At 55.4% G+C, this 19,360-nt stretch carries 26 protein-coding genes and 3 pseudogenes; 21 read left to right on the top strand and 8 right to left on the bottom strand.

Going from position 1 to position 19,360, the window contains the following annotated elements:
• Positions 1-10: 10 nt before the first annotated feature.
• The 8 genes from IPM21_02730 to IPM21_02765 form a co-directional block, all read right to left on the bottom strand.
• Positions 11-526, bottom strand: coding sequence for a hypothetical protein (locus IPM21_02730; GenBank protein ID MBK9162825.1), 516 nt, complete (start codon positions 524-526; stop codon positions 11-13).
• Positions 527-904: 378 nt separating this feature from the next.
• Positions 905-1,207 (bottom strand): hypothetical protein, encoded by a 303-nt coding sequence (locus tag IPM21_02735; protein MBK9162826.1) that lies wholly within the window; start codon positions 1,205-1,207, stop codon positions 905-907.
• Between the two features lie 187 nt (positions 1,208-1,394).
• Entirely contained in the window at positions 1,395-1,622 is a 228-nt protein-coding gene (locus IPM21_02740) for a MoaD/ThiS family protein (protein MBK9162827.1), read from the bottom strand.
• A gap of 8 nt (positions 1,623-1,630) precedes the next feature.
• Entirely contained in the window at positions 1,631-2,155 is a 525-nt protein-coding gene (locus tag IPM21_02745) for a hypothetical protein (protein ID MBK9162828.1), read from the bottom strand.
• A 75-nt stretch (positions 2,156-2,230) separates the two neighbouring features.
• On the bottom strand, positions 2,231-3,001 hold the full coding sequence (locus IPM21_02750) for a thiazole synthase (protein ID MBK9162829.1): 771 nt from the start codon (positions 2,999-3,001) through the stop codon (positions 2,231-2,233).
• Between the two features lie 66 nt (positions 3,002-3,067).
• Positions 3,068-3,463 carry a four helix bundle protein gene (locus tag IPM21_02755; protein MBK9162830.1) on the bottom strand — a complete coding sequence of 132 codons (396 nt, stop codon included), beginning with the start codon at positions 3,461-3,463 and terminating at the stop codon, positions 3,068-3,070.
• A gap of 66 nt (positions 3,464-3,529) precedes the next feature.
• Entirely contained in the window at positions 3,530-3,733 is a 204-nt protein-coding gene (gene thiS, locus IPM21_02760; GenBank protein MBK9162831.1) for a sulfur carrier protein ThiS, read from the bottom strand.
• A gap of 51 nt (positions 3,734-3,784) precedes the next feature.
• Positions 3,785-4,609, bottom strand: coding sequence for a hypothetical protein (locus IPM21_02765; GenBank protein ID MBK9162832.1), 825 nt, complete (start codon positions 4,607-4,609; stop codon positions 3,785-3,787).
• Positions 4,610-4,913: 304 nt separating this feature from the next.
• Between IPM21_02765 and ndhC the strand changes: the two genes are divergently transcribed.
• From ndhC to IPM21_02870, 21 genes and pseudogenes are all read left to right on the top strand, one after another.
• On the top strand, positions 4,914-5,411 hold the full coding sequence (gene ndhC / locus IPM21_02770; protein ID MBK9162833.1) for an NADH-quinone oxidoreductase subunit A: 498 nt from the start codon (positions 4,914-4,916) through the stop codon (positions 5,409-5,411).
• Between the two features lie 11 nt (positions 5,412-5,422).
• Complete coding sequence (locus IPM21_02775; protein MBK9162834.1) at positions 5,423-6,070, top strand: NADH-quinone oxidoreductase subunit B; 648 nt, start codon at positions 5,423-5,425, stop codon at positions 6,068-6,070.
• A gap of 70 nt (positions 6,071-6,140) precedes the next feature.
• A pseudogene (locus IPM21_02780) lies at positions 6,141-6,619 on the top strand (NADH-quinone oxidoreductase subunit C).
• Between the two features lie 12 nt (positions 6,620-6,631).
• Positions 6,632-7,852 (top strand): NADH dehydrogenase (quinone) subunit D, encoded by a 1,221-nt coding sequence (nuoD, locus tag IPM21_02785; GenBank protein MBK9162835.1) that lies wholly within the window; start codon positions 6,632-6,634, stop codon positions 7,850-7,852.
• Between the two features lie 91 nt (positions 7,853-7,943).
• On the top strand, positions 7,944-8,387 hold the full coding sequence (locus tag IPM21_02790; protein MBK9162836.1) for an NAD(P)H-dependent oxidoreductase subunit E: 444 nt from the start codon (positions 7,944-7,946) through the stop codon (positions 8,385-8,387).
• A 297-nt stretch (positions 8,388-8,684) separates the two neighbouring features.
• Positions 8,685-9,076, top strand: a pseudogene (locus IPM21_02795) (nuclear transport factor 2 family protein).
• Between the two features lie 64 nt (positions 9,077-9,140).
• Complete coding sequence (locus tag IPM21_02800) at positions 9,141-9,398, top strand: hypothetical protein (protein MBK9162837.1); 258 nt, start codon at positions 9,141-9,143, stop codon at positions 9,396-9,398.
• Positions 9,340-9,642, top strand: a complete 303-nt coding sequence (gene lepB, locus IPM21_02805) for a signal peptidase I (protein MBK9162838.1) — start codon at positions 9,340-9,342, stop codon at positions 9,640-9,642. The genes IPM21_02800 and lepB overlap by 59 nt, the downstream gene beginning before the upstream one ends.
• 1 nt (position 9,643) lies before the next feature.
• Positions 9,644-10,979: pseudogene (gene nuoF / locus IPM21_02810) on the top strand (NADH-quinone oxidoreductase subunit NuoF).
• Positions 10,963-11,124 (top strand): 30S ribosomal protein THX, encoded by a 162-nt coding sequence (locus tag IPM21_02815; protein MBK9162839.1) that lies wholly within the window; start codon positions 10,963-10,965, stop codon positions 11,122-11,124. Before nuoF ends, IPM21_02815 begins: the two are co-directional and overlap by 17 nt.
• Positions 11,124-11,351 (top strand): (2Fe-2S)-binding protein, encoded by a 228-nt coding sequence (locus IPM21_02820; GenBank protein MBK9162840.1) that lies wholly within the window; start codon positions 11,124-11,126, stop codon positions 11,349-11,351. Before IPM21_02815 ends, IPM21_02820 begins: the two co-directional genes overlap by 1 nt.
• Positions 11,330-11,968, top strand: coding sequence for a 4Fe-4S dicluster domain-containing protein (locus IPM21_02825; GenBank protein ID MBK9162841.1), 639 nt, complete (start codon positions 11,330-11,332; stop codon positions 11,966-11,968). Before IPM21_02820 ends, IPM21_02825 begins: the two co-directional genes overlap by 22 nt.
• Positions 11,965-12,525 (top strand): molybdopterin-dependent oxidoreductase, encoded by a 561-nt coding sequence (locus IPM21_02830; protein ID MBK9162842.1) that lies wholly within the window; start codon positions 11,965-11,967, stop codon positions 12,523-12,525. The genes IPM21_02825 and IPM21_02830 overlap by 4 nt, the downstream gene beginning before the upstream one ends.
• A 2-nt stretch (positions 12,526-12,527) precedes the next feature.
• Entirely contained in the window at positions 12,528-13,385 is an 858-nt protein-coding gene (locus IPM21_02835; GenBank protein MBK9162843.1) for a molybdopterin-dependent oxidoreductase, read from the top strand.
• Between the two features lie 8 nt (positions 13,386-13,393).
• A complete protein-coding gene (gene nuoH, locus IPM21_02840) occupies positions 13,394-14,530 on the top strand; it encodes an NADH-quinone oxidoreductase subunit NuoH (GenBank protein MBK9162844.1) in 1,137 nt (378 codons plus the stop codon).
• 40 nt (positions 14,531-14,570) lie between these two features.
• Positions 14,571-15,113, top strand: coding sequence for an NADH-quinone oxidoreductase subunit J (locus IPM21_02845; protein MBK9162845.1), 543 nt, complete (start codon positions 14,571-14,573; stop codon positions 15,111-15,113).
• Between the two features lie 60 nt (positions 15,114-15,173).
• A complete protein-coding gene (nuoK, locus tag IPM21_02850; protein MBK9162846.1) occupies positions 15,174-15,479 on the top strand; it encodes an NADH-quinone oxidoreductase subunit NuoK in 306 nt (101 codons plus the stop codon).
• 14 nt (positions 15,480-15,493) lie between these two features.
• A complete protein-coding gene (locus tag IPM21_02855; protein ID MBK9162847.1) occupies positions 15,494-16,648 on the top strand; it encodes a peptidylprolyl isomerase in 1,155 nt (384 codons plus the stop codon).
• Positions 16,649-16,843: 195 nt separating this feature from the next.
• A complete protein-coding gene (locus tag IPM21_02860; GenBank protein MBK9162848.1) occupies positions 16,844-17,569 on the top strand; it encodes a hypothetical protein in 726 nt (241 codons plus the stop codon).
• Positions 17,570-17,583: 14 nt separating this feature from the next.
• The gene (locus IPM21_02865) at positions 17,584-18,933 is read left to right on the top strand and encodes a hypothetical protein (protein MBK9162849.1); all 1,350 of its coding nucleotides are present in this window, start codon (positions 17,584-17,586) and stop codon (positions 18,931-18,933) included.
• A 10-nt stretch (positions 18,934-18,943) separates the two neighbouring features.
• On the top strand, positions 18,944-19,360 hold the full coding sequence (locus tag IPM21_02870) for a hypothetical protein (GenBank protein ID MBK9162850.1): 417 nt from the start codon (positions 18,944-18,946) through the stop codon (positions 19,358-19,360).

The following is a 19,360-nucleotide window of genomic DNA, read 5'->3' on the forward strand; positions in this document are numbered from 1 at the left end:
TGTCATGCTTCTAAGGAGATACCGAGGCGAGAATTCGCTTTAGTGCTTGTATCGAAGGAACAAACCCATCATCGTTGAGCTCTTCGACCTTTTGTTCCTCTTTTTCCAAATACGACCGCACTCGCTCGCGCAACACGTCAGCGTTTCCTGAAGTCAGGGCGTCGGAACGCGGCCACTCATCAGTAAAGTCGATGCCCTTTGGCAAATTCGGATGGGCTATAGCAAACCTCGCAGCAACATAGTATTTACCGTCGCTTGTGCGGCCTTGAAAATTGGCCGTTAGCTCCTCGTTGTTCGCGGGATTTGGAGCGACCTCATTGCTATACTGCGTAAGAAAAAACACACCTGGAACGTTTTCAAAATCTAAATAGTCCTCCTTCGCCACAAAGGACCAGCCCGCGTTGTTGTATGGAAAATCAAACAGGTCTTCGAACTGGTGAAAGTTATTCGGTCTGGTTCTTAGCAATGCCTGTAGTTTTTCATCGGCCTCGCTGAAATTAGGAAAAGCGGAAGCAAAATCACTCATCCAGATTTCCGATGTAGGCACAAAGCATACGAAGCTAGAAGCGGGATGGAAATATCTGGACCCTTTTTCCAAGGCAGGCAAACGTCGTTTTGACTCGAGGTCGTAGCAAACGTGGGCAGGAGCATCTATCGGAAATTTGTTAACCACGCTCTCATCGCTGGAGTCAACACGCTGAACATACCGAACGGAAACATCTCCGAACTCATCCTTTGAATACTCGAATGGTATGAACCCGGACCCTAACGAGTTACAGGCCGGAAGGAACGCAACCGCTATCAAGATCAAAGTATGTGATAAAGCTTTGCGTGGCATCTTGGCACCTCTCACCAATTAACGCGTTATGAAACCTAGAGAATTTCGATCTGACACTTAGTTTTCTTAAGGCATTTCTATTTGATGACGGAGTTCATCGGTCAAGCTATCCCAAAGCTCCGGATGTGCCTCGACTAGCCGGGCGATGTCCGCAAGGTCTTTCAGCCGTTTACTCTGCCGTCGTTTCGGATCGCTCCATGCACGGATCTTTCCCTGCAAAGTGTCTTCCAAGGTAGAGCTTTTGAAGATCAGTTCGTTGCCGTCACGAGCGATCAGCCAAACAAGATCCCTCCCAAGCTTTTGAACAGCCTGCGAAAACTCTGTTCCATCGCCTAAGATCTGCCATTCGTAGAACTGCTTCTCGGTCATATTCTCTCCCGATATTCTACCGCAAAATTATTGCCCCGCCGCACTTCATTGCTTTCGAACTGCTTTTTAATAACTCTCCCGAATTGTCCGAGTCGTCGTCAATGGCTTTGCCCACTCGCACCGCGGAGAGGCTCGCCTCTCCGTCAGGTGCCCATAGAACATACTCGGAGGCTATGCCTCCCGCGGTTCATCCACCGGAGACGGCGGTGAAGATGGCGACCTCGCTGCCGTTTTGGAGCGGCGTTGCGGGGTCGGCGTATTCTTGATCTACGGCAATGAGGAGCTTTTGTCCGGCGAGTCCGGTGTGTTTGGATCTTAGGCTTTCGACCAGTTCGCCCGCAGTCATGCCCTCCGCCAATTCGGCCTCAGCCTCGCGGGTTCCGGCTGCATCGGCTGCGGCTCCGAAAAAAAACAAAGTTACCGTCACCTTGAATCCCTTCGCGACTTGCCGAGGCTATACTGATCCTTAATGAAGCCTAGAATCTTCACCTTGGTTTTTTCTCCAGGAGACAGCTGATCGACAAAATTCAGCTTTCTTTCTATGCCTTCAATATCGTAACCGACGAACGGATGCCACCCGTCTTTTGTGGCAGGTGCTCGAATTTCGAGTTGCCAGATCCAAAAGAAATCCTCTTTTGCGACCTCGATCTCGCAGTCCACCTTCAGGCCATCCTCGGTTTCGAAGTTTGGATCCTTGCTCCTGATCTGGACGATTTTCCTATCGTCCCCTCTGTAAACAACATCGAAGGCCACGCCTTTCTCATTTATAGTTACGTAAGGATCGAACCCACTAGTACTTGTAGATATCAGTCTCATCGGTTCGCTTGAATCAAAAGCAAGAAACCTCGCCGGAAGTACCTGACCGATCTTTAAGCTCTCGACGCCTTCTTGAGCAAAACCAGAGACCCAGCCGGTGCATAAAAATATGAACAAAACAAAAATCTTCATAGGTTCTCCTAAGCGTTAATCCACCCCGGGACGTGCGTAGCTATTGAAACGGCCTTCGAATTCGATTTGAACCCGTTATCTGATCGCTCCTGCTATCGGGCTTGAGGCTGAGGCGTAGAGGCGTTTTGGCATGCGGCCGGCGAGGTAGCCTAGGCGGCCGGCCTCGACGGCGAGTTTCATCGCGGTTGCCATTCGGGCCGCGTCGCCGGCTTCGGCGATGGCGGTGTTCATCAGAATCGCGTCGGCGCCGAGTTCCATCGCGATCGCGGCGTCTGAGGGCACGCCGACCCCGGCATCGACGATGATCGTCGCGTCCGGCAGTTGCTCACGCATGATGCGAAGGTTCGAGGGGTTCTGCACGCCCATCCCGGAACCGATCGGCGCGGCCAGCGGCATCACCGCCGGGCAGCCGGCATCGAGCAGCTTTTTCGCCATTATCAGGTCGTCCGTGAAATACGGCAGGACGATGAAGCCCTCTTTGACCAAAACCCGAGCCGCCTCGAGCGTCTGCTCGTTGTCCGGCAGGAGCGTCACGGGGTCGCCGATCACCTCAAGCTTTATCCAGTCCGTTTCGAGCGCTTCGCGGGCCAGTCGCGACGTGCGAATAGCGTGCTCGGCGTCGTAACAGCCGGCCGTGTTCGGCAGGATCTGCATCTCGGGGTCGAGGTGGTCGAGAAACGACTCCGTCTTCCGGTCAAGCGGAACGCGATTGACCGCGACCGTAACCATCTCCGCCCCCGAAGCCCGGTGCGCCGCCTTCATCTCGTCAAACGAACGATACTTCCCCGTTCCGATGATCAAACGCGACCCGAAGGCCTTGCCCGCAAGTGTGAATCCACTGTCCATAGCGCAATGTTATCAGAGAAAAGGAGAAGAGGAGAAAATGAGAGTGCCTGCTCTACGTTTCCGGAGTCATCTGCGTGGAGCTGGCTTGTTGGCAAAAACCCATTGCTTAGAATTCGAAGCCATCGACACCAACATCGCAATTACTTCGTCAAACGACCGATACAGTTCCATGGCAACATCTCTTTCGATGTATTCGCATTTAACAGCGAATTCGAGCCAAGTCTGCGTCTCGGCCGCTTCGCCTTCGGCATCATTCAGTTTTGCGATAAAGGCTGCCTCGTAACGGCGCTTTCGCCAAGCCTCTGCGAGATTCGCACAAACCGAGCGAGACGAACGACGGATCTGATCGGTCATCGCATAGGTTTCCTCTTTTGGAAAGCGTTTGGTTAGCTCGAAAATCCGCATCGCCGCCGAAAATGCCTTTCGATACACCTCAAGTTCCTGATGCCGCGTGATCTTCATCGTCCGCACTTTTCCGCCTTTCCCGGTCTCCCCTTTTCCTCTTCTCCTCTTCTCCTCTTCTCCCCACTAGCCTCCGCCGACGAAGTGGATAACTTCTATCACATCGCTGTCACGGATCGGCGTCGATGGCCAATCCGACTTACGGACGACCGATTTATTTTGCTCTACAGCTACCCGTTGCCGCGGCAATGAAAAAAGATCGAGAAGCCGGTCAAGCGTGACCTCGCTTTCGATCTCTTTCTTTTCGCCATTTAGGACTATCGTAACCATCTGTTACGACGATTTTCGCTTATCCGCGGCGGAATTCAAACCCGTCGCGGCTTAACCATGCACTATCGGCCGGCGGATCTCGGCTTCCTCACCCTCGCTCATTGCCCTGACCAGAAAAGCCGCACGGCCGGTATTAAACCTCGGAAACTGCACGTTCAGTCGGGCAATGCCGTTCGCGTCCGTGCTTGCGTGAAAGATCAGCGGCCGAAAGGCCGAGCCGAGCACCTTTACCATTATCTGCGCGTTGCCGACCACTCGCCGCTCGGCACCACGGCATATCATTAATGTCACCGACCGTCGCTCGCCGCCCTTAAACTTTTGGTCGCCGACCATTTCAATTGTTAGCCGCTCGGTCTGGGCCCGTTCGCGCCCCGCGAGGTCGCTTACAACGGCGACCGCACTTTCCGGAACCTCCGTCGGCTCCTCGACCACCTCAACGGCATCGATGAACAGCTCTTCGATCTCGATCAGCGGATCGGCAAAAACATCGGCCTCAACGTCCGGCATCGGTATCGGAATGCCGTTGTCGCGTGCCTCAAATGGGTCAAACGGCTTCGCGATCGGCTCGGGCATCACACCGCCGCCGTTCGTCGCAATGGCCGGCTCGCCCGCGGACATCCGCTTCAGGTCCTCGATCCTTCCGGCCTTTATCGCCGCACAGATCAGCCGATGCTGGCGATTGAGCCTTTCCTCAAGCGCCTTTTCGTCAAATCCCTTTTTGACCAGGTCGTCATATGGCGACCGCTTTGCAGCAAGGATCGTCCCGCCGATATAAACCAACGAGAGAATTATCGGCCGTTCAAGGCCCTTATCTTCGGTCTGAACGTGATAGACAACACCTTCAAACTCGATATCTGTATTGAATCCTGAGATCACTGTGGCGTATCGTAAGCGGAGCGGAAAGGAAAAATGCGAGAGGCGGCTTCGCGAAACCATTATGAAATTAGCACGAAAACCGCTTATGGGTCAATGTTTTTGATGCAATCGGCGCGGCTTCGCAACGTCGGCGAAGGCTTCCGGGAATGTCCGCAAACGCCGCAGGAATGCCGAGACCTATGTGCCTTGACACTATCAAGGGGTTAACATACGATTTACTTTGAATCGAAGACAAGGAAACCGCATGAGAAAGCGTTGAAGTAGCGTCTTCGATGCGTTTCCTATTCCTGCTCAAGGGACGAAAATGGCCACTTTCAACCTAATGGATTACGCCCCGATCGGCTTGATGTTCCTCGTCGCCATCGGGTTCGGTCTCAGCCAACTGCTCGTTACCCAGCTCATCGGCCCAAAGAAACGGACCGCGACCAAGCTGATGCCCTACGAGTGCGGAAAAGACCCGGTCGGTTCGGCCCGCGACCGCTTTTCGATCAAGTTTTATGTGGTCGCCGTTACATTTCTTCTCTTCGACCTCGAAATTCTTTTCATGATCCCGTTCGCCGTGGCCTTCAAATCGCTGCTCGGCATTGAGAAGATGACCGGCGTAATGTATGGCACCATTGCCTTTATCGGCATTATGATCTTCTTGGCGACGGTCGTTATCGGGCTGATCTACGACTGGAAGAAAGGAGCATTTGACTGGAGTTCGCAGGCTCGGGCTTCAGCAAGAGCTCAGGCGATCGCGATGCGAAAATCGCGGTCGAGAGAGGTTGATGGCCACGGCGACCTGCAGCGTGCGGCCTAATAAGAACAAGTATGGGTTTAGAGAACAAAATTTTTGAGTCGCTTCCGGACGTCCTGACCGTAAGGCTCGACGCCGTCGTCAACTGGGCCCGAAAATCGAGCCTCTGGCCGGCGACCTTCGGCCTTGCGTGCTGTGCCATCGAGATGATGAACACGGTCTCTGCCCGAAATGATCTTTCTCGCTTTGGTGCGGAAACCTTCCGGGCGAGCCCGCGGCAGGCGGACGTAATGATCGTCTCGGGCCGCGTTTCGCGTAAGATGGCCCCGGTGCTCCGCCGCATCTATGACCAGATGCCCGAGCCGAAATGGGTCATCTCAATGGGCGCTTGTGCGACCTCGGGCGGCGTTTTTGATAACTACGCCATCGTTCAGGGCGTTGACAAGATCGTGCCGGTCGATGTTTACGTGCCGGGCTGCCCGCCGCGGCCCGAAATGCTCGTCCATGCCATCACGATGCTGCAGGACAAGATAATGAAGGAATCGGTCAAGGATCGGACCGATACCATTGAGTCAGAATCCCGCGAGTCCTTGGTCCCGGGCACGCTTCCCGTCACGGAAGGCACTGCCCTCGAACGCGAGACCGAGGTCGAGGTTGCTCAGAATAATGTTTCGCGGCCCTATACGATCCTGTCGCGGCACGAACGCCGCCGGTCGTTCTAGGCCGCATTTGTTTCGAGGTCCTAATTTATTGGGTTCGGCACGCCTTGCGAGGTGTGCCTTTTATCGGATTATGACCGAAAAACTCCGCGAATTCGTGGAATCACTCAAAATTGCAAATCCCGAATGGGTAGGCGATGTGAAAGACGCCCTCGGCGAGGTGACCGTCACCGTTCCGCGCGAGCATATCTTTGCCGCCTGCGAGTTTCTCCGCGATTCGCTTGGCTTTGATCTGCTTGCGGATCTTTGCGGTTGCGACCGCGGGCCGGAGGAGGAGCCGAGGTTCGAGGTGAACTATCACCTTTCTCGACAACGCACCACAAACGGCTTCGGCTCAAGGTACTCCTCAGCGAGGACGACCCAAATGTCGAGAGCGTTGTGCCGATATGGAAAACGGCCGATTGGCATGAACGCGAGACCTTCGACCTGGTCGGCGTTATCTTTGAGAATCACCCGGACTTGAGAAGGATCCTGCTGCCGTCCGACTTCGACGGCCATGCACTGAGAAAAGATTACCCGCTGCGCGGCTATGAGCCTTACAGCATGAACTAGTACAGAACCACGATGACATCAGCAGTTGAAACCATTGCCGCAGATTTCGACGCGATCGACGAGCCGCTTGAAACGCAGATGACGCTTTCAATGGGCCCGCAGCACCCCTCGACCCACGGCGTGCTCCGGCTTGATCTGCGGCTTGACGGCGAGCTTGTCGTCAAGGCCATTCCGGACATCGGTTATCTCCATACCGGAATGGAGAAGCTCTTTGAATACAAGAAATATCAGCAGGGCATCGTCATCACCGACCGGATGGATTACCTCAATCCGCTCGGCAATAACCTTGTTTATGTGATGGCGGCGGAGAAGTTGCTGCAGATCGAGATCCCCGAACGGGCTCAGGTCGTCCGCGTGCTGATGTGCGAACTCCAGCGGATCGCCTCGCACATGGTCTGGCTCGGTACGCACTGCCTTGATATCGGTGCGATGTCGGTGTTTTTCTATTGCTTCCGCCAGCGTGAAAAGATCCTTAACTTGATCGAGGCAGCCTCGGGCGGGCGAATGACGCCGAGCTATTTCCGAATCGGCGGGCTGATGATGGACCTTCCCGCGGGGTTTGACAGGCGAGTTCGGCAATTTCTGGAAGATTTTCCGGAAGGGATGCAAACTTTCGACACGCTCGTGACCGGAAACCGCATTTGGCAGAGCCGGACCAAGGATATTGGCTACATCAGCAAAGAAGATGCCATTTCATGGGGCCTCACCGGTCCGTGCCTCCGGGCAAGCGGTGTCGACCTCGACCTTCGCCGCGATAATCCTTACACGGGTTACGAGACCTACGATTTCGATGTCCCGGTGGAAACGGGCGGCGACGTTTGGGCCCGCTTTATGGTCCGGATGCGTGAGCTCGAAGAAAGCTACAAGATCGTTCGGCAGGCACTTGACCGGCTCAAACCCGGCCCGATCAAGGCCGATGCCCCGAAGGTGGTTTTGCCCGACCGCGACGATATGCGGAAGCATATGGACTCGCTGATCCACCACTTCCTGATCGTCGCCGAGGGCTTTAATGTACCTCCCGGCGAAGTATATTTTCCGATCGAGGCTTCAAAAGGCGAGCTCGGCGTTTATATGAAATCCAACGGCGGGCCGAAGCCCGAACGAGTGCACTTCCGCGGCCCGAGCTTCGTAAACCTCGCCGCCCTGCCCGTAATGAGCGAAGGCGAAATGGTCGCCGACGTAGTAGCGATCATCGGAAGTCTGGATATTGTTCTGGGCGAAATTGACAGGTAAAAAGATGGCTGCAGCAACACCTACAAGTTATACGGACCAAATAATTTACACGGACGAGGTGGCTGAGTTTTCGCCCGAGGTCGTCGAGGAGATGCGGTCGCATCTGGCCAAGTATCCGGCGGACCGGACCCGTTCTGCACTGATACCGCTGCTGTTCGTTATTCAGCGGGAACGCGGCTACGTCGACAACGCGGGCGTGAATTTTTTGGCGAAGTTCCTGAACCTTGAGGTGACCGATGTTTGGGAAACGGCGACGTTCTACTCGATGTTCAACCTTCGCGAGATCGGCCGCCACCACATTCAGATCTGTAAGACGCTTTCGTGCAAGATAATGGGCGAACCGGACATCACCGACCATATCTGCTCGAAACTCGGAATTCATCCCGGCGAAACGACCGACGACGGCAAGTTCACCGTCTCGCTCGTCGAATGCCTCGGCAGCTGCGGCACCGCCCCGATGATGCAGATCGGTTTTGATTACCACGAGGATCTGACGATCGAAAAGGTCGATAAGATCCTCGAAGATTGTAAGTAGTGTGTCAGTAGCCCGCACGTAAGTAAGGGCTAAACACGGAGACGAGTACCGGACGAGCGAAGCTGAATGTCAAAACAGGTCAAATTCGAAATAATTCGAAGCAGTTTTGGCTCGTGGGAGTCGCTTTTTGATCAGGCTGCAAATATCGCGACGTTAATTGGGCCCGAACGGTTGATTAGCATTTCGCATTCGGAAGATCAAAGCTCAGGCGTCGTTACAATTTGGTATTGGTCGGATACAGAAACTGACGTGCTTGGCTTGAACGAAATTCGCAAAGTCTAGGTCGGCTCGGAAAATATGACCAACGGTGAACTTATAAAAGGCGTTTACGATGCATTTGCGGCGGGCGATGTCCGGGCGTTTTGGGAGCATTCGACCCGAATATCTCATGGACCGAGGCCGCGGGGTTTATGTATGCCGGCACTTATGAAGGTCCCGCAGGCCGTTCTTAAGAATGTATTTATGCGGCTCAGGACCGAATGGGAAGGCTTTGCCGCCGTCCCGGAAAAGATAGTGGACGGCGGCGATGGGAACGTCATCGCGACCGGCACATATTCGGGCAAGTTCAATGAAACGGCAAAACGACAAAGGTCCCGTTCGCCCATGAGTGGGAGATCCGCGACGGAAAGGTCGTCCGCTTTCGTCAGCACACGGATACGCTGATGATACATCGCGATCTTGGGTTGTAGATTGCTCCGGCTGCGTCGTTGATTGAGGATCTGGCGCAGTAATGATCGCCAACAGGAAGCGAAAATGCGACTTGTTTTTGCTCTCATTCTTTTGATCTTTGTTTGTTGTCTGGTTGGGTGTAGTGGGGTGGCTTATCGTTTGCCCGGTTCGAACATGGCTCCGACGATCACTCCCGACGACATGGCGGTCGTAAACCCGGTTCACTATACGTTCAACGACGTCGAGCGGTTTGACATTGTTGTTTTCGCCGGAGGAGATCAAGTTGATTTCACGCGAGCCTGGTATGCGTCTGATGATGCGTGTTATTGGCCTTCCGGGTGAAGTTGTTGAGCTTAGTGATGGAGAGGTGTTGATTAACGGGAAGAAGTTGATTCAGGAATTTGATGTAACGATTGAAAGAAAGAACTTTGGGCCGATAACCGTTGAACCGAATAAGTACTTTCTGCTGGGTGACAATCGACCAGAAAGCTTAGATAGCCGACAATGGAAAGATCCGACGATTGAACGAAGCCAGATCTATTCAAAAGTAGTTCAGATAAAAAAGGGCTTCTACAACGGAAACTAAGATGGAAATCAAAGCAATAGGCTGCGAACCTCTCTCGCTAAAGCGTGTCTATATCGAAAATGGCCACACGCTCAAGGTTTATCGCGAAACCGGCGGCTACAGATCGCTGGAAAAGGCTTTCGGGATGACGCAGGATGCGATCATTCAGGAGGTCAAAGATTCGTCCCTCCGCGGCCGCGGCGGTGCCGGCTTCCCTACCGGGATGAAATGGTCTTCGTCCCCCGCGATTCGCCAAAGCCGAAGTACATCGTCTGCAATGCTGATGAATCCGAGCCGGGCTCGTTCAGGACCGCTATCTGCTCGAGTTCGACCCGCATTCGCTGATCGAAGGGATGATCATCGCCGGCTTCGCCCTCGGAGCCGCAACCGGTTACATCTACTACCGCGGCGAGTATAACTATCTTATCCACGTGATGGATGAGGCGTTAAAAGAAGCCCGTGAGGCCGGTCTGCTCGGCGACAACATTTTGGGCTCAGGCTTTTCGATGGACATCCACACCCACACCGGTGCGGGTGCTTACATCTGCGGCGAAGAAACGGCCCTGCTCAGTTCGCTTGAGGGCTTTCGTGGCCATCCGCGAATGAAGCCGCCATTTCCGGCGGTCGAGGGGCTCTATGCATGTCCGACCATCGTCAATAACGTCGAGACGCTGACCTCCGTCCCGCAGATCATCGAAATGGGCGGCATTGCCTGGCGCGACCTCGGCACAGAAAAGAGCGGCGGCACCAAGCTCTGGTCCATCAGCGGTCACGTCAAGAAACCGGGCGTCTATGAACTTCCGATGGGCTATGCCGATATGGAAAAGTTCATTATGGAAGACTGCGGCGGCATGCTCCGGAGCGATAAAAAGCTTAAGGCAGTTATCCCGGGCGGATCGAGCGTTTACATAATGAACGCCGGCCAGATCCTTGGCCAGGGCGTCACGCTCGACTACGAAGGCCTCGTCGAGGCCGGATCCATGCTCGGCACCGGCGGGATGATGGTGATGGATGAAACGGTCGACATAATGGAGACGACCAAGAACCTCTCGGAGTTTTACAAACACGAATCTTGCGGTTGGTGCACACCCTGCCGCGAGGGCACGGATTGGATCGTCAAGATATTCGACCGCATTGCGGCCGGAGGCGGAAAGCCGAGTGACGCTCAGCTTTTGCTCGATATCTGCGACAACATTGAGGGCAAGTCATTCTGTCCGCTCGGCGATGCGGCCGCGTGGCTGATCCAGAGCGCGATAAAACAGTTTCCGGATGATTTCAAGAGGTGGATCGCCGGAAGACCAATGGAAACGGTACTCAGCCGAACAACTGAGAGAGGTAATTATGGGAAAAGGCGATAAACGAACACGGAAAGGAAAGATCTCAGCCGGAAGCTACGGAAAGACCCGCCCGAAAGGCGGCAAGAAAAGACCGGCGGCCAACCGAAGACCGGCGAATAGGCCTGATTTTGATAATGCCCGGCCGCGGCCGGATGTAAACTCTTAATGTCACAAGAGAAAGTAAAAGTAGTCTTGAACGGAGTGGAGGTCGAGGCCGATAAAGGTGCGGTCCTGATAGATGTTTGTCGTGAGAACGACGAGAACATCCCTTCCTTCTGTTATTACAAGGACCTCGAGCCGCAGGCCTCATGCCGGATGTGCCTTGTCCGCATCGACAAGATGCCGAAGCTCCAGACCTCGTGCACCATAAAGTGTTCGACGGAATGGTCGTAACGACCGAGAGCCCTGAGATCGAAAAGGCACAGCGGGCGATGGGCGAGTTTCTGCTTGCCAACCATCCGCCCGATTGCCCTGTCTGCGACCGCGGCGGCGAGTGCGAACTGCAAGAGGTCATCTTCGATTGGGGCGACGTCGAAGAGCGTTTTACTGAACGCAAGAACGTCCAGCCCGAGAAATACCTCTCGCCGATCGTTGCTAACGACCCGCAGCGGTGCATTCTCTGCAAACGCTGCACTCGCGTGTGCAACGAATGGATGGGCGAGGACGCCATTGAGGCCGGCAACCGCGGCGTCAATACCGTTATCGGCACCTACGGCGGGTGGCTCAATTGCTCGCAGTGCGGAAACTGCATCGAGGTCTGCCCGACCGGGACGCTTCTCGACGCCGTTTACCGGCATGAAACACGCCCTTGGGAGCTAGACCAGACCGTCTCGACCGATGTTTACAGCTCGGACGGAATGCAGATCTCTATCGGGTCACGTGGCGGCAAGGTGCATCGCATCGTCGCCCGCGACCGTTACGTCAACGGGCTCAACGGCGAGTTCCTCGATGTAGGCTACGCTTTGCACACGAATTCATCAATCACCCCGACCGCATCAAGACGCCGATGATCCGCTACTCAAAGGGCGGAAAGCTGATTCCCGCAACCTGGGACGCGGCCATCACGATGATCGCCGATCGGTTTGCCGAGTACGGTTCCGCAGTCGGTGTTATCGCCAGCCCACGGCTGACAAATGAATCGCTCTTCACGCTCGGCCGCTTTGCAAAGGAAGTCGTCAATAGCGACAACCTCGCCGTTGCCGACCCGCTGAGCATGGCCGCCTTTATGGCCAATCTGAGTGCTCCGCTCGCGACGCATAACGATATTCGCTACGCCTCGGCGATCGTCATCATCGGCGGCGAGCCGGAAGAAGAACAGACCTTTACCGCAAAGCAGGTTCGGCAGGCCGTCCGGAACGATGGAGCGAAACTCGTCATGGTCAACGACACGCCGATCAGGCTCCGGGCACAGGCCTCGCAGTTCGTTCACATCAACCCCGCAAGCTACGATGCTTTCGCTCTAGCCTTTGCGGGCGGCGACAGCTCTCACTCGATAATGCCGGCGTCGGTTCGGACGAGATCGAAGCGATCCGCACCGTCATCAGCGAAGCCTCGGGCGACGTTGTGATAATGGCCGGGAACCAGCTCTCCGAGGCGGCCCAAGCGGCGATCGCCGCCTCAGCCGCGAGCTTTGCCGGCGAGGGCCGTCGCGTCCTTCTGCATCCGCTTCTGCTTCACAATAATTCAATGGGCGGCGTGGACATTTTGCCATGGGCAAAGCGGGTTGAGGATGTCGTTTCCGCCTCAAAGGCACTGCTCATCGGCGGTAGCCTTCAAGCTGCCTCCGTGCTTGCTGGCAAGGAATTTGTCGTCGTTCAAGAGCTTTTCGAAACGGAAACGACCGACCATGCCGATGTCGTGCTTCCGGCTGCATCATTCGCCGAGGCGGACGGTACATTCACCAACAATGCCGGCAACGTCCAGCGTGTCCGCAAGTCGATCGACCCCGTCCATCAATCAAAACCCGATTGGATGATCACCTCGCTGATCGCCGCCGAGATGGGCGTCGATCTCGCTACTAACTTCTGCCCCGGCCGTTTTCGGGCACTCGCTGATGCAGTCCCGGCTTATGAAGGGCTCCGCTATCCGGCGCTCAAGGACGAATCGAAACCGGTCCAGGCAAAATACTCGATCGAACCCAGCCGCGATATCTCAGCGATCATCGACAAACTAAAAGCATCTGCGGCGTCGCTGGAGCCCGGCGAAAAGATCACGGAGACCCCACGGATCGGACATAAGCTCCATCGGTTGACGACCATGACGAGCAAGACGGCCCAGTTCCACCTGCTCGCCCATGGCAACCCGAAACCAGATAACCTGCTTGTCGCTCCGCTCGTACAGTTCAACCCAGACGGGACGCCGCGTGAAGAGGCGGAATCGGCCACGGTCGGCATTGCGGACCGAGCCCAAGTCGGAGGCACGAAGTAAATCTCTTTATGGAAACTGCTTTCAAAACGGCTTTTCCGTTCATCGTTTATTCGCTCGGCATTGTTGCGGCGTTTGGCGGCGTGATGATGATCGTCGCGTACACCGTTCTCGCCGAACGCAAAGTGCTCGGCTGGATCCAGGGCCGCATCGGCCCTAACCGCGTCGGCCCGTGGGGCGTGCTCCAACCCTTTGCGGATCTGCTTAAGTTCATCCTTAAGGAAGACCTTACCCCGGATAAATCGACCAAGTTCGTATATTTTCTAGCTCCGATCGTAGCTTTGACGGCGGCATTTCTGCCGATGGTCGTTTATCCCTTCGGCCCGCCGCTCAGCGATCCACTCAGTTGGTTGGTTCCCTATCTGCCGGTTATTCCACTCGGTGCGGAACCGAACATCGTCGCATGGATCGCCGAGCAGGCGAAGAACATGCCGCTGACGATCGCGCGGATCGATATCGGTGTGCTTTTCGTTCTGGCGGTCACGTCTGTCGGTGTTTACGGCATCGCTCTGGCGGGATGGTCGTCCAACAACAAATATTCGCTGATGGGCGGACTTCGCTCCTCGGCCCAGATGATCTCTTACGAGCTTGCGATGGGAGCGTCGGTGCTCGGCGTCGTAATGCTCGCCGGAACGCTCGACCTCAACGGCATCATCAACGCCCAGGCAAATTCGCCGTGGTATATGCGTTGGTTCATCATCCCGCAGTTCATTGGCTTTATCGTGTTCCTGATCTCCGCATTTGCGGAAACGAACCGGGTGCCGTTTGACCTGCCCGAGGCTGAGACCGAACTCGTCGCCGGTTTCCATACCGAGTATTCGGCACTTAAGTTCGCGCTGTTCTTCATGGCAGAGTATGTAAACATGTTCACCGTTTCGGTGATGTGCGTCGTGCTCTTCCTCGGCGGTTGGTATGTGCCGGGCCTGAGCCACATCTTCGAGGTTGGCTCTATTCCGTACGCACTCGTCAGCCACGTGGCGTTCCTTTTGAAGATATTCTTCTTCCTGTTTCTCTATATTTGGATACGGGGAACGCTGCCGCGTTTCCGGTTTGACCAGTTGATGAGTTTCGGCTGGAAGTTTTTGTTGCCGGTCGCTATCGGCAACGTCATTGTGACGACGATCGTTGTTTTCTTTCTGAATCGGTAGTTCACCGTTTGGCTTCCGCGAGCCGTCGCGGTAACAAGTTATGGCAGGCACTGTCCTTTTCTTTCTGTTTGCGGGTTTTGCGATCGCTTGTGCGATCTCAATGGTCTATCACCGCAACCCGCTTTACTCGGCGATCTCACTGATCGGCGTGTTTCTGGCTCTCTCGGCTCTTTATTTGACGCTGGCGGCGCCGTTCATCGCTATCACGCAGATCCTCGTCTATGCAGGAGCGATCATGGTCCTTGTCATCTTTGTGATCATGCTGCTCAACTTGGATGAGGACAAGCCGCTCAACCGGCTTAAGTATCTTTACGCCGTTGGCGGCGGGCTCGGGGTTGCGTTGCTTGCTCAGACATTCTTTATTTTTTATGCGGTGCTCAAAGCGCCGAAGGCCGAGGTTGACCCGAATACGACGGTTGGCAAGACTATGTCAATTGGCCGGGCGATGTACACAGAATATCTGCTGCCGGTCGAGATCGTCGGCGTGATGCTCCTGATGGCGATAATCGGCGCTGTCATTCTTGTCCGCAAAATGGAGCACCCGCATCTTGAATTGGTCGGCGAAGGCGAGGACGAGAAGTAATAGAAAACTTCGATCGAGATAGATTTTAGGGCGGTGAGCCGCCGAGTACGAGATAAGAAAATGCAGCCAGGATTGGAAAGCTATTTGGCACTCTCGGGCATCCTCTTCACCATCGGTGCGGTCGGGGTCGTCTATAAGCGCAACGCGATCGGGATGTTCATGTGCATCGAGCTGATGCTCAATGCCGTTAACCTGACGTTCGTCGCATTCTCGCGTTACTACGGAGATGTCTCGGGGCAATTGTTCGTCTTTATGGTGATGAGCGTCGCCGCGGCCGAAGCCGCCGTCGGCCTCGGCATCATCATCGCGTTCTTCCGCAACCGGCTTTCGGTCGATGTGGACGATGCAAGTATTTTGAAGTTTTAGGACGCTTTTAACGAATGAACTGGCGTGTTCGACAAATTGCAGTAATTGGGTGTCTGGCTTTTGCCGCGGCCTCCTCATCGGCGTTTGGACAGACGGGAAATGAATGTTCGCTGCCCGCCGAATCGGCATTCAGGTCGATGAGCCGGGCCGAAATGGAAGCCTTGATTGCTGACGTCGCGGAAGCAAACCCGGTAATGATCGAACGGCTACGCAACGAGCCGGAGCTGCGAAAAGCCCAGGTCGAGAATATTCGCGAGCTACTCGCGTTTGCGTCTGCGGCGGTAAAGGATGGCCTTGCTTCCGAAAACGTCAATTGTGCCGAACTCGCAAGCCTGCGAGATGAGTTGGTCGCCGGCCACTTCTGGCTTGGGGACGGCGAGGCTAAGACGCTCTTCCGCGACACCATAAGCGAGGAGCAGGTCGCTGACTTCTGGAAAGGCAACAATACACAAGAAGCCGCCAGCCGCAAAGAACAGTTTGAACGGTTTCTTTCGGTCAAGCTCGCTTTGCTCGAGCGGCATTCGCCCGACGGCGAAGCTACGACAGTAGCACAGGAGGAACGCGTGCAGGCAGAGGACTTTTTCGCTCGAACAAAGATCGCCGTAAGCGAGTTTGAGTCACGGAAAACTCAGGTCTCAGACCGGACCAAAGGCTTGATCGAGATGAACATCAAGCTTCAGCAGGCACAGTTCCTTGCTCGCCGTTATGCTGAAACGATCGGGAGCAAGATCTCTGCTTCCGATGATGAGATTGCCAAGTTCATTACCGCACGGCCGGAATTGGACAATTCTGCAAAAAAGGCAAAAGCGGAACAGATATTACTGCGTGCACAAAAGGGCGAGGACTTTGCGGCTTTAGCGAATGAATTCACCGAAGATCCGGGAAACGGCGATGAGAGCGGCAAGTTGGGGGGGCTTTATAAAGGTGTAGGCCGCGGCGTGTTTCTTCCCGCGTTCGAGCAAGCAGCACTTTCGCTCAAACCCGGGGAAATCTTCCCGACGTTGGTCGAGACCGACTTCGCGTCGTCAAACCCGAGCGAAAGGACCGTCTGCCGATGGAACGTTCGACGTGCGCCATATTCTGATCGGTACGACCATCGCCGATCCGGACGCCCCCGAAGGACGCGGACTGCCGGTTCGCGAATATGCTCGGCAGCAGATCGAAACTGAGAAAGAGCGAAAGCTTTTGGCCTCGCTTATCCAGACACACCAGATCACGGTGGCCGACGATTTTGTGCTGCCGGCGGCGACCGCGAAGCCGCAGCCGCGTAAAAGGAATTGAAGATCCGCTGAAGACTTTCTAGCGGTTGCAGTTGGTCGTACGGGGAATTTTCAAGCGACACTGGATATACCCGGTGAAATGTAATGATCGAGAATAATCTCTTAAGCATAATCATCTTCGCCCCGCTTGCGGGTGCGTTGATCAACTGGCTCGTCGGCGGAAGGCTAAAGAACGAAATGTTCAGCGGCCTGGTCGCCTGCGGCTCTATCGCCATTTCGACCGTCGTCGCCTTCTATCTCGCATTTTTTGCGAATGGCGGAGCGTTGTTCAACGAAAAGCCAACCCTCGACCATATCTGGACGTGGGTGAATGTCGCCGGCTTCCGAGCGGACTTCGCCCTCGGCATGGATCCGCTCTCGGGCATTTATGCCTGCTTCATTACCTTCGTCGGGCTCTTGATCCACATCTTCGCCACCGGCTATATGCACGGCGACAGCGGGTTCTACCGGTTCTTTGCCTACCTGAACCTCTTTATGTTCGCGATGCTGACGCTCGTGCTCGCGGATAACTACCTGCTGATGTTCGTCGGCTGGGAAGGCGTCGGGCTGTGCTCGTATCTGCTCATCGGTTACTACGTTAAAAAGAACGAAGCCCGCGAGGCTGCAAAGAAAGCTTTCGTGATGAACCGCATCGGCGACTGGGGCGTGCTGATGGGAATTTTTCTCATCTTTACGCTGACCGGGTCGATCTCTTTCTTTGATAAGACCGTTGACGGCGTCGAGGTTCAGAGCGTTTTCACCTACGTGCTCGTCAATATGCAGGCCGAGCCCTTCACTTGGGGTGCGATCATCGCCGGCGGCCTGACCTGATCCACGCCGCGACGATGGTCACCGCCGGCGTCTATCTCGTCGTCCGCTCGAACGCAATATATCAGCTTTCGCCGACCGCGATGTGGATCATCGCCGTTATCGGCGCCGCGACCGCGATCTTTGCCGCGACCATCGCTATTGCTCAAAACGACATCAAGAAGGTGCTCGCCTATTCGACCGTTTCGCAGCTCGGCTTTATGTTCCTTGCGGCGGGCGTCGGCGCTTTCGTCGTCGCCATTTTCCACGTGATGACCCACGCCTTCTTCAAGGCACTTCTCTTCCTCGGCTCCGGTTCTGTTATCCACGGAATGCACCACGAGCAGGACATGCGGCGGATGGGCAACCTGAAAAAATATATGCCGATCACCTTCATCACGATGGTGATGGGCTGGCTCGCAATTGCGGGCATCCCGATCTGGGCCGGTTTTTTCTCAAAGGACGAGATACTTTACAAGACCTTTGCCGCCGATAAATATTTCCAGAACGGCTACTTCCCCGGCAACGAGATCCTCTGGGGCGTTGCGGTCGTCACCGCCATCCTGACCGCCATCTATATGACGCGGATGATGGTGATGACATTCTGGGGCGAGGAGCGTTTCCATGAGGTGCTGCCGGGCGAAGAGCATCACGGCCACGACGATGACGCTCACGCGGATGCTCACGGTGCCGAGCATCAGGACGCTCGTGCTGATGCTCACACCGATAACGACGAAGACGAGCACCACCATGCTCTTCCGCCGGACTTCAAGCCGCACGAATCGCCGTGGGTGATGACGGTTCCGCTCATCGTCCTCGCATTCCTTTCGACCGTTGGAGGCCTCGTCGGCATTCCCTATGCGATGAGCTCGCTTCCGGTCGTAAGTTCGATCGTTGGCAAGGAAGCTAATCACTTCGAGCATGTGCTCGAGCCCGTCGTCGCCGAAGTCCATACCCCGGCCGCCGAAAAGGCCCGCGAGAATGCCAAGGCACATTCGCCCGAGGCTATCAGCACCGAGCGTTGGCTTGCTCTGCTCTCGATCGTTCTGGCTGCGGTCGGAATTGCCATCGGCTGGTTTGGCTTCCGCAGCAACCCGCTCCGGAAGATGCCGAAGATACTCGAGGACAAGTGGCGGCTCGACGAGCTTTACAACGGTTACATTGTTGATCCACTGACGCGGCTCTCGACCAACACTTTGTGGAAAGGCTTTGACCTCGGCTTTATTGACGGCATTGTCAATGGCATCGGGAGCTTCGTCTCCGAGCTCGGCGGCATCGCTCGAAACATACAGGGCGGATTTGTCCGCTCCTATGCGGCGTTCATCATCGGCGGTGCGGTTCTGGTGCTCGGTTATTTCGTTTATTTCGGCTATAAGCTGATCGGTTAGTTTTTCTCGTATGCTTTTCTTTCGGTCGATCTTTGCAGTGTTATTGCTCGCCGTCGCAGCGTCTGCGGGCTCGCAAGCGATCAAGAGCGGCGAATACGGCAGCCTGCTTATCGGTGTTGCCGCCGATGGAACGCTGACCGGCCATTTCCGCGAAACCACCGGAATGGACGAAAATGGCCGACCGCGTTTTACCTGCTCGTTCGTGATCCGGGGCGAAACGGGCGACGATGGCTTTTATCGGATCAAAACATGGCATCCGGAATTTCGCGAGGAAGTCATCGAGGGCGAACTCTCTTTCGTTGAAATGGACGGGCGTTCCGGCCTTCGGATTAAGCTCGAAGGCGAGCACGGCGGCTGCTGGAATGTAGCTCCGATGCTTAAAGAAGACGAGGGCGTCGATTTTGATCTGACATCGCCCGGCGATTGA

The organism is Acidobacteriota bacterium, assembly GCA_016716435.1.
Lineage (GTDB): Bacteria > Acidobacteriota > Blastocatellia > Pyrinomonadales > Pyrinomonadaceae > OLB17.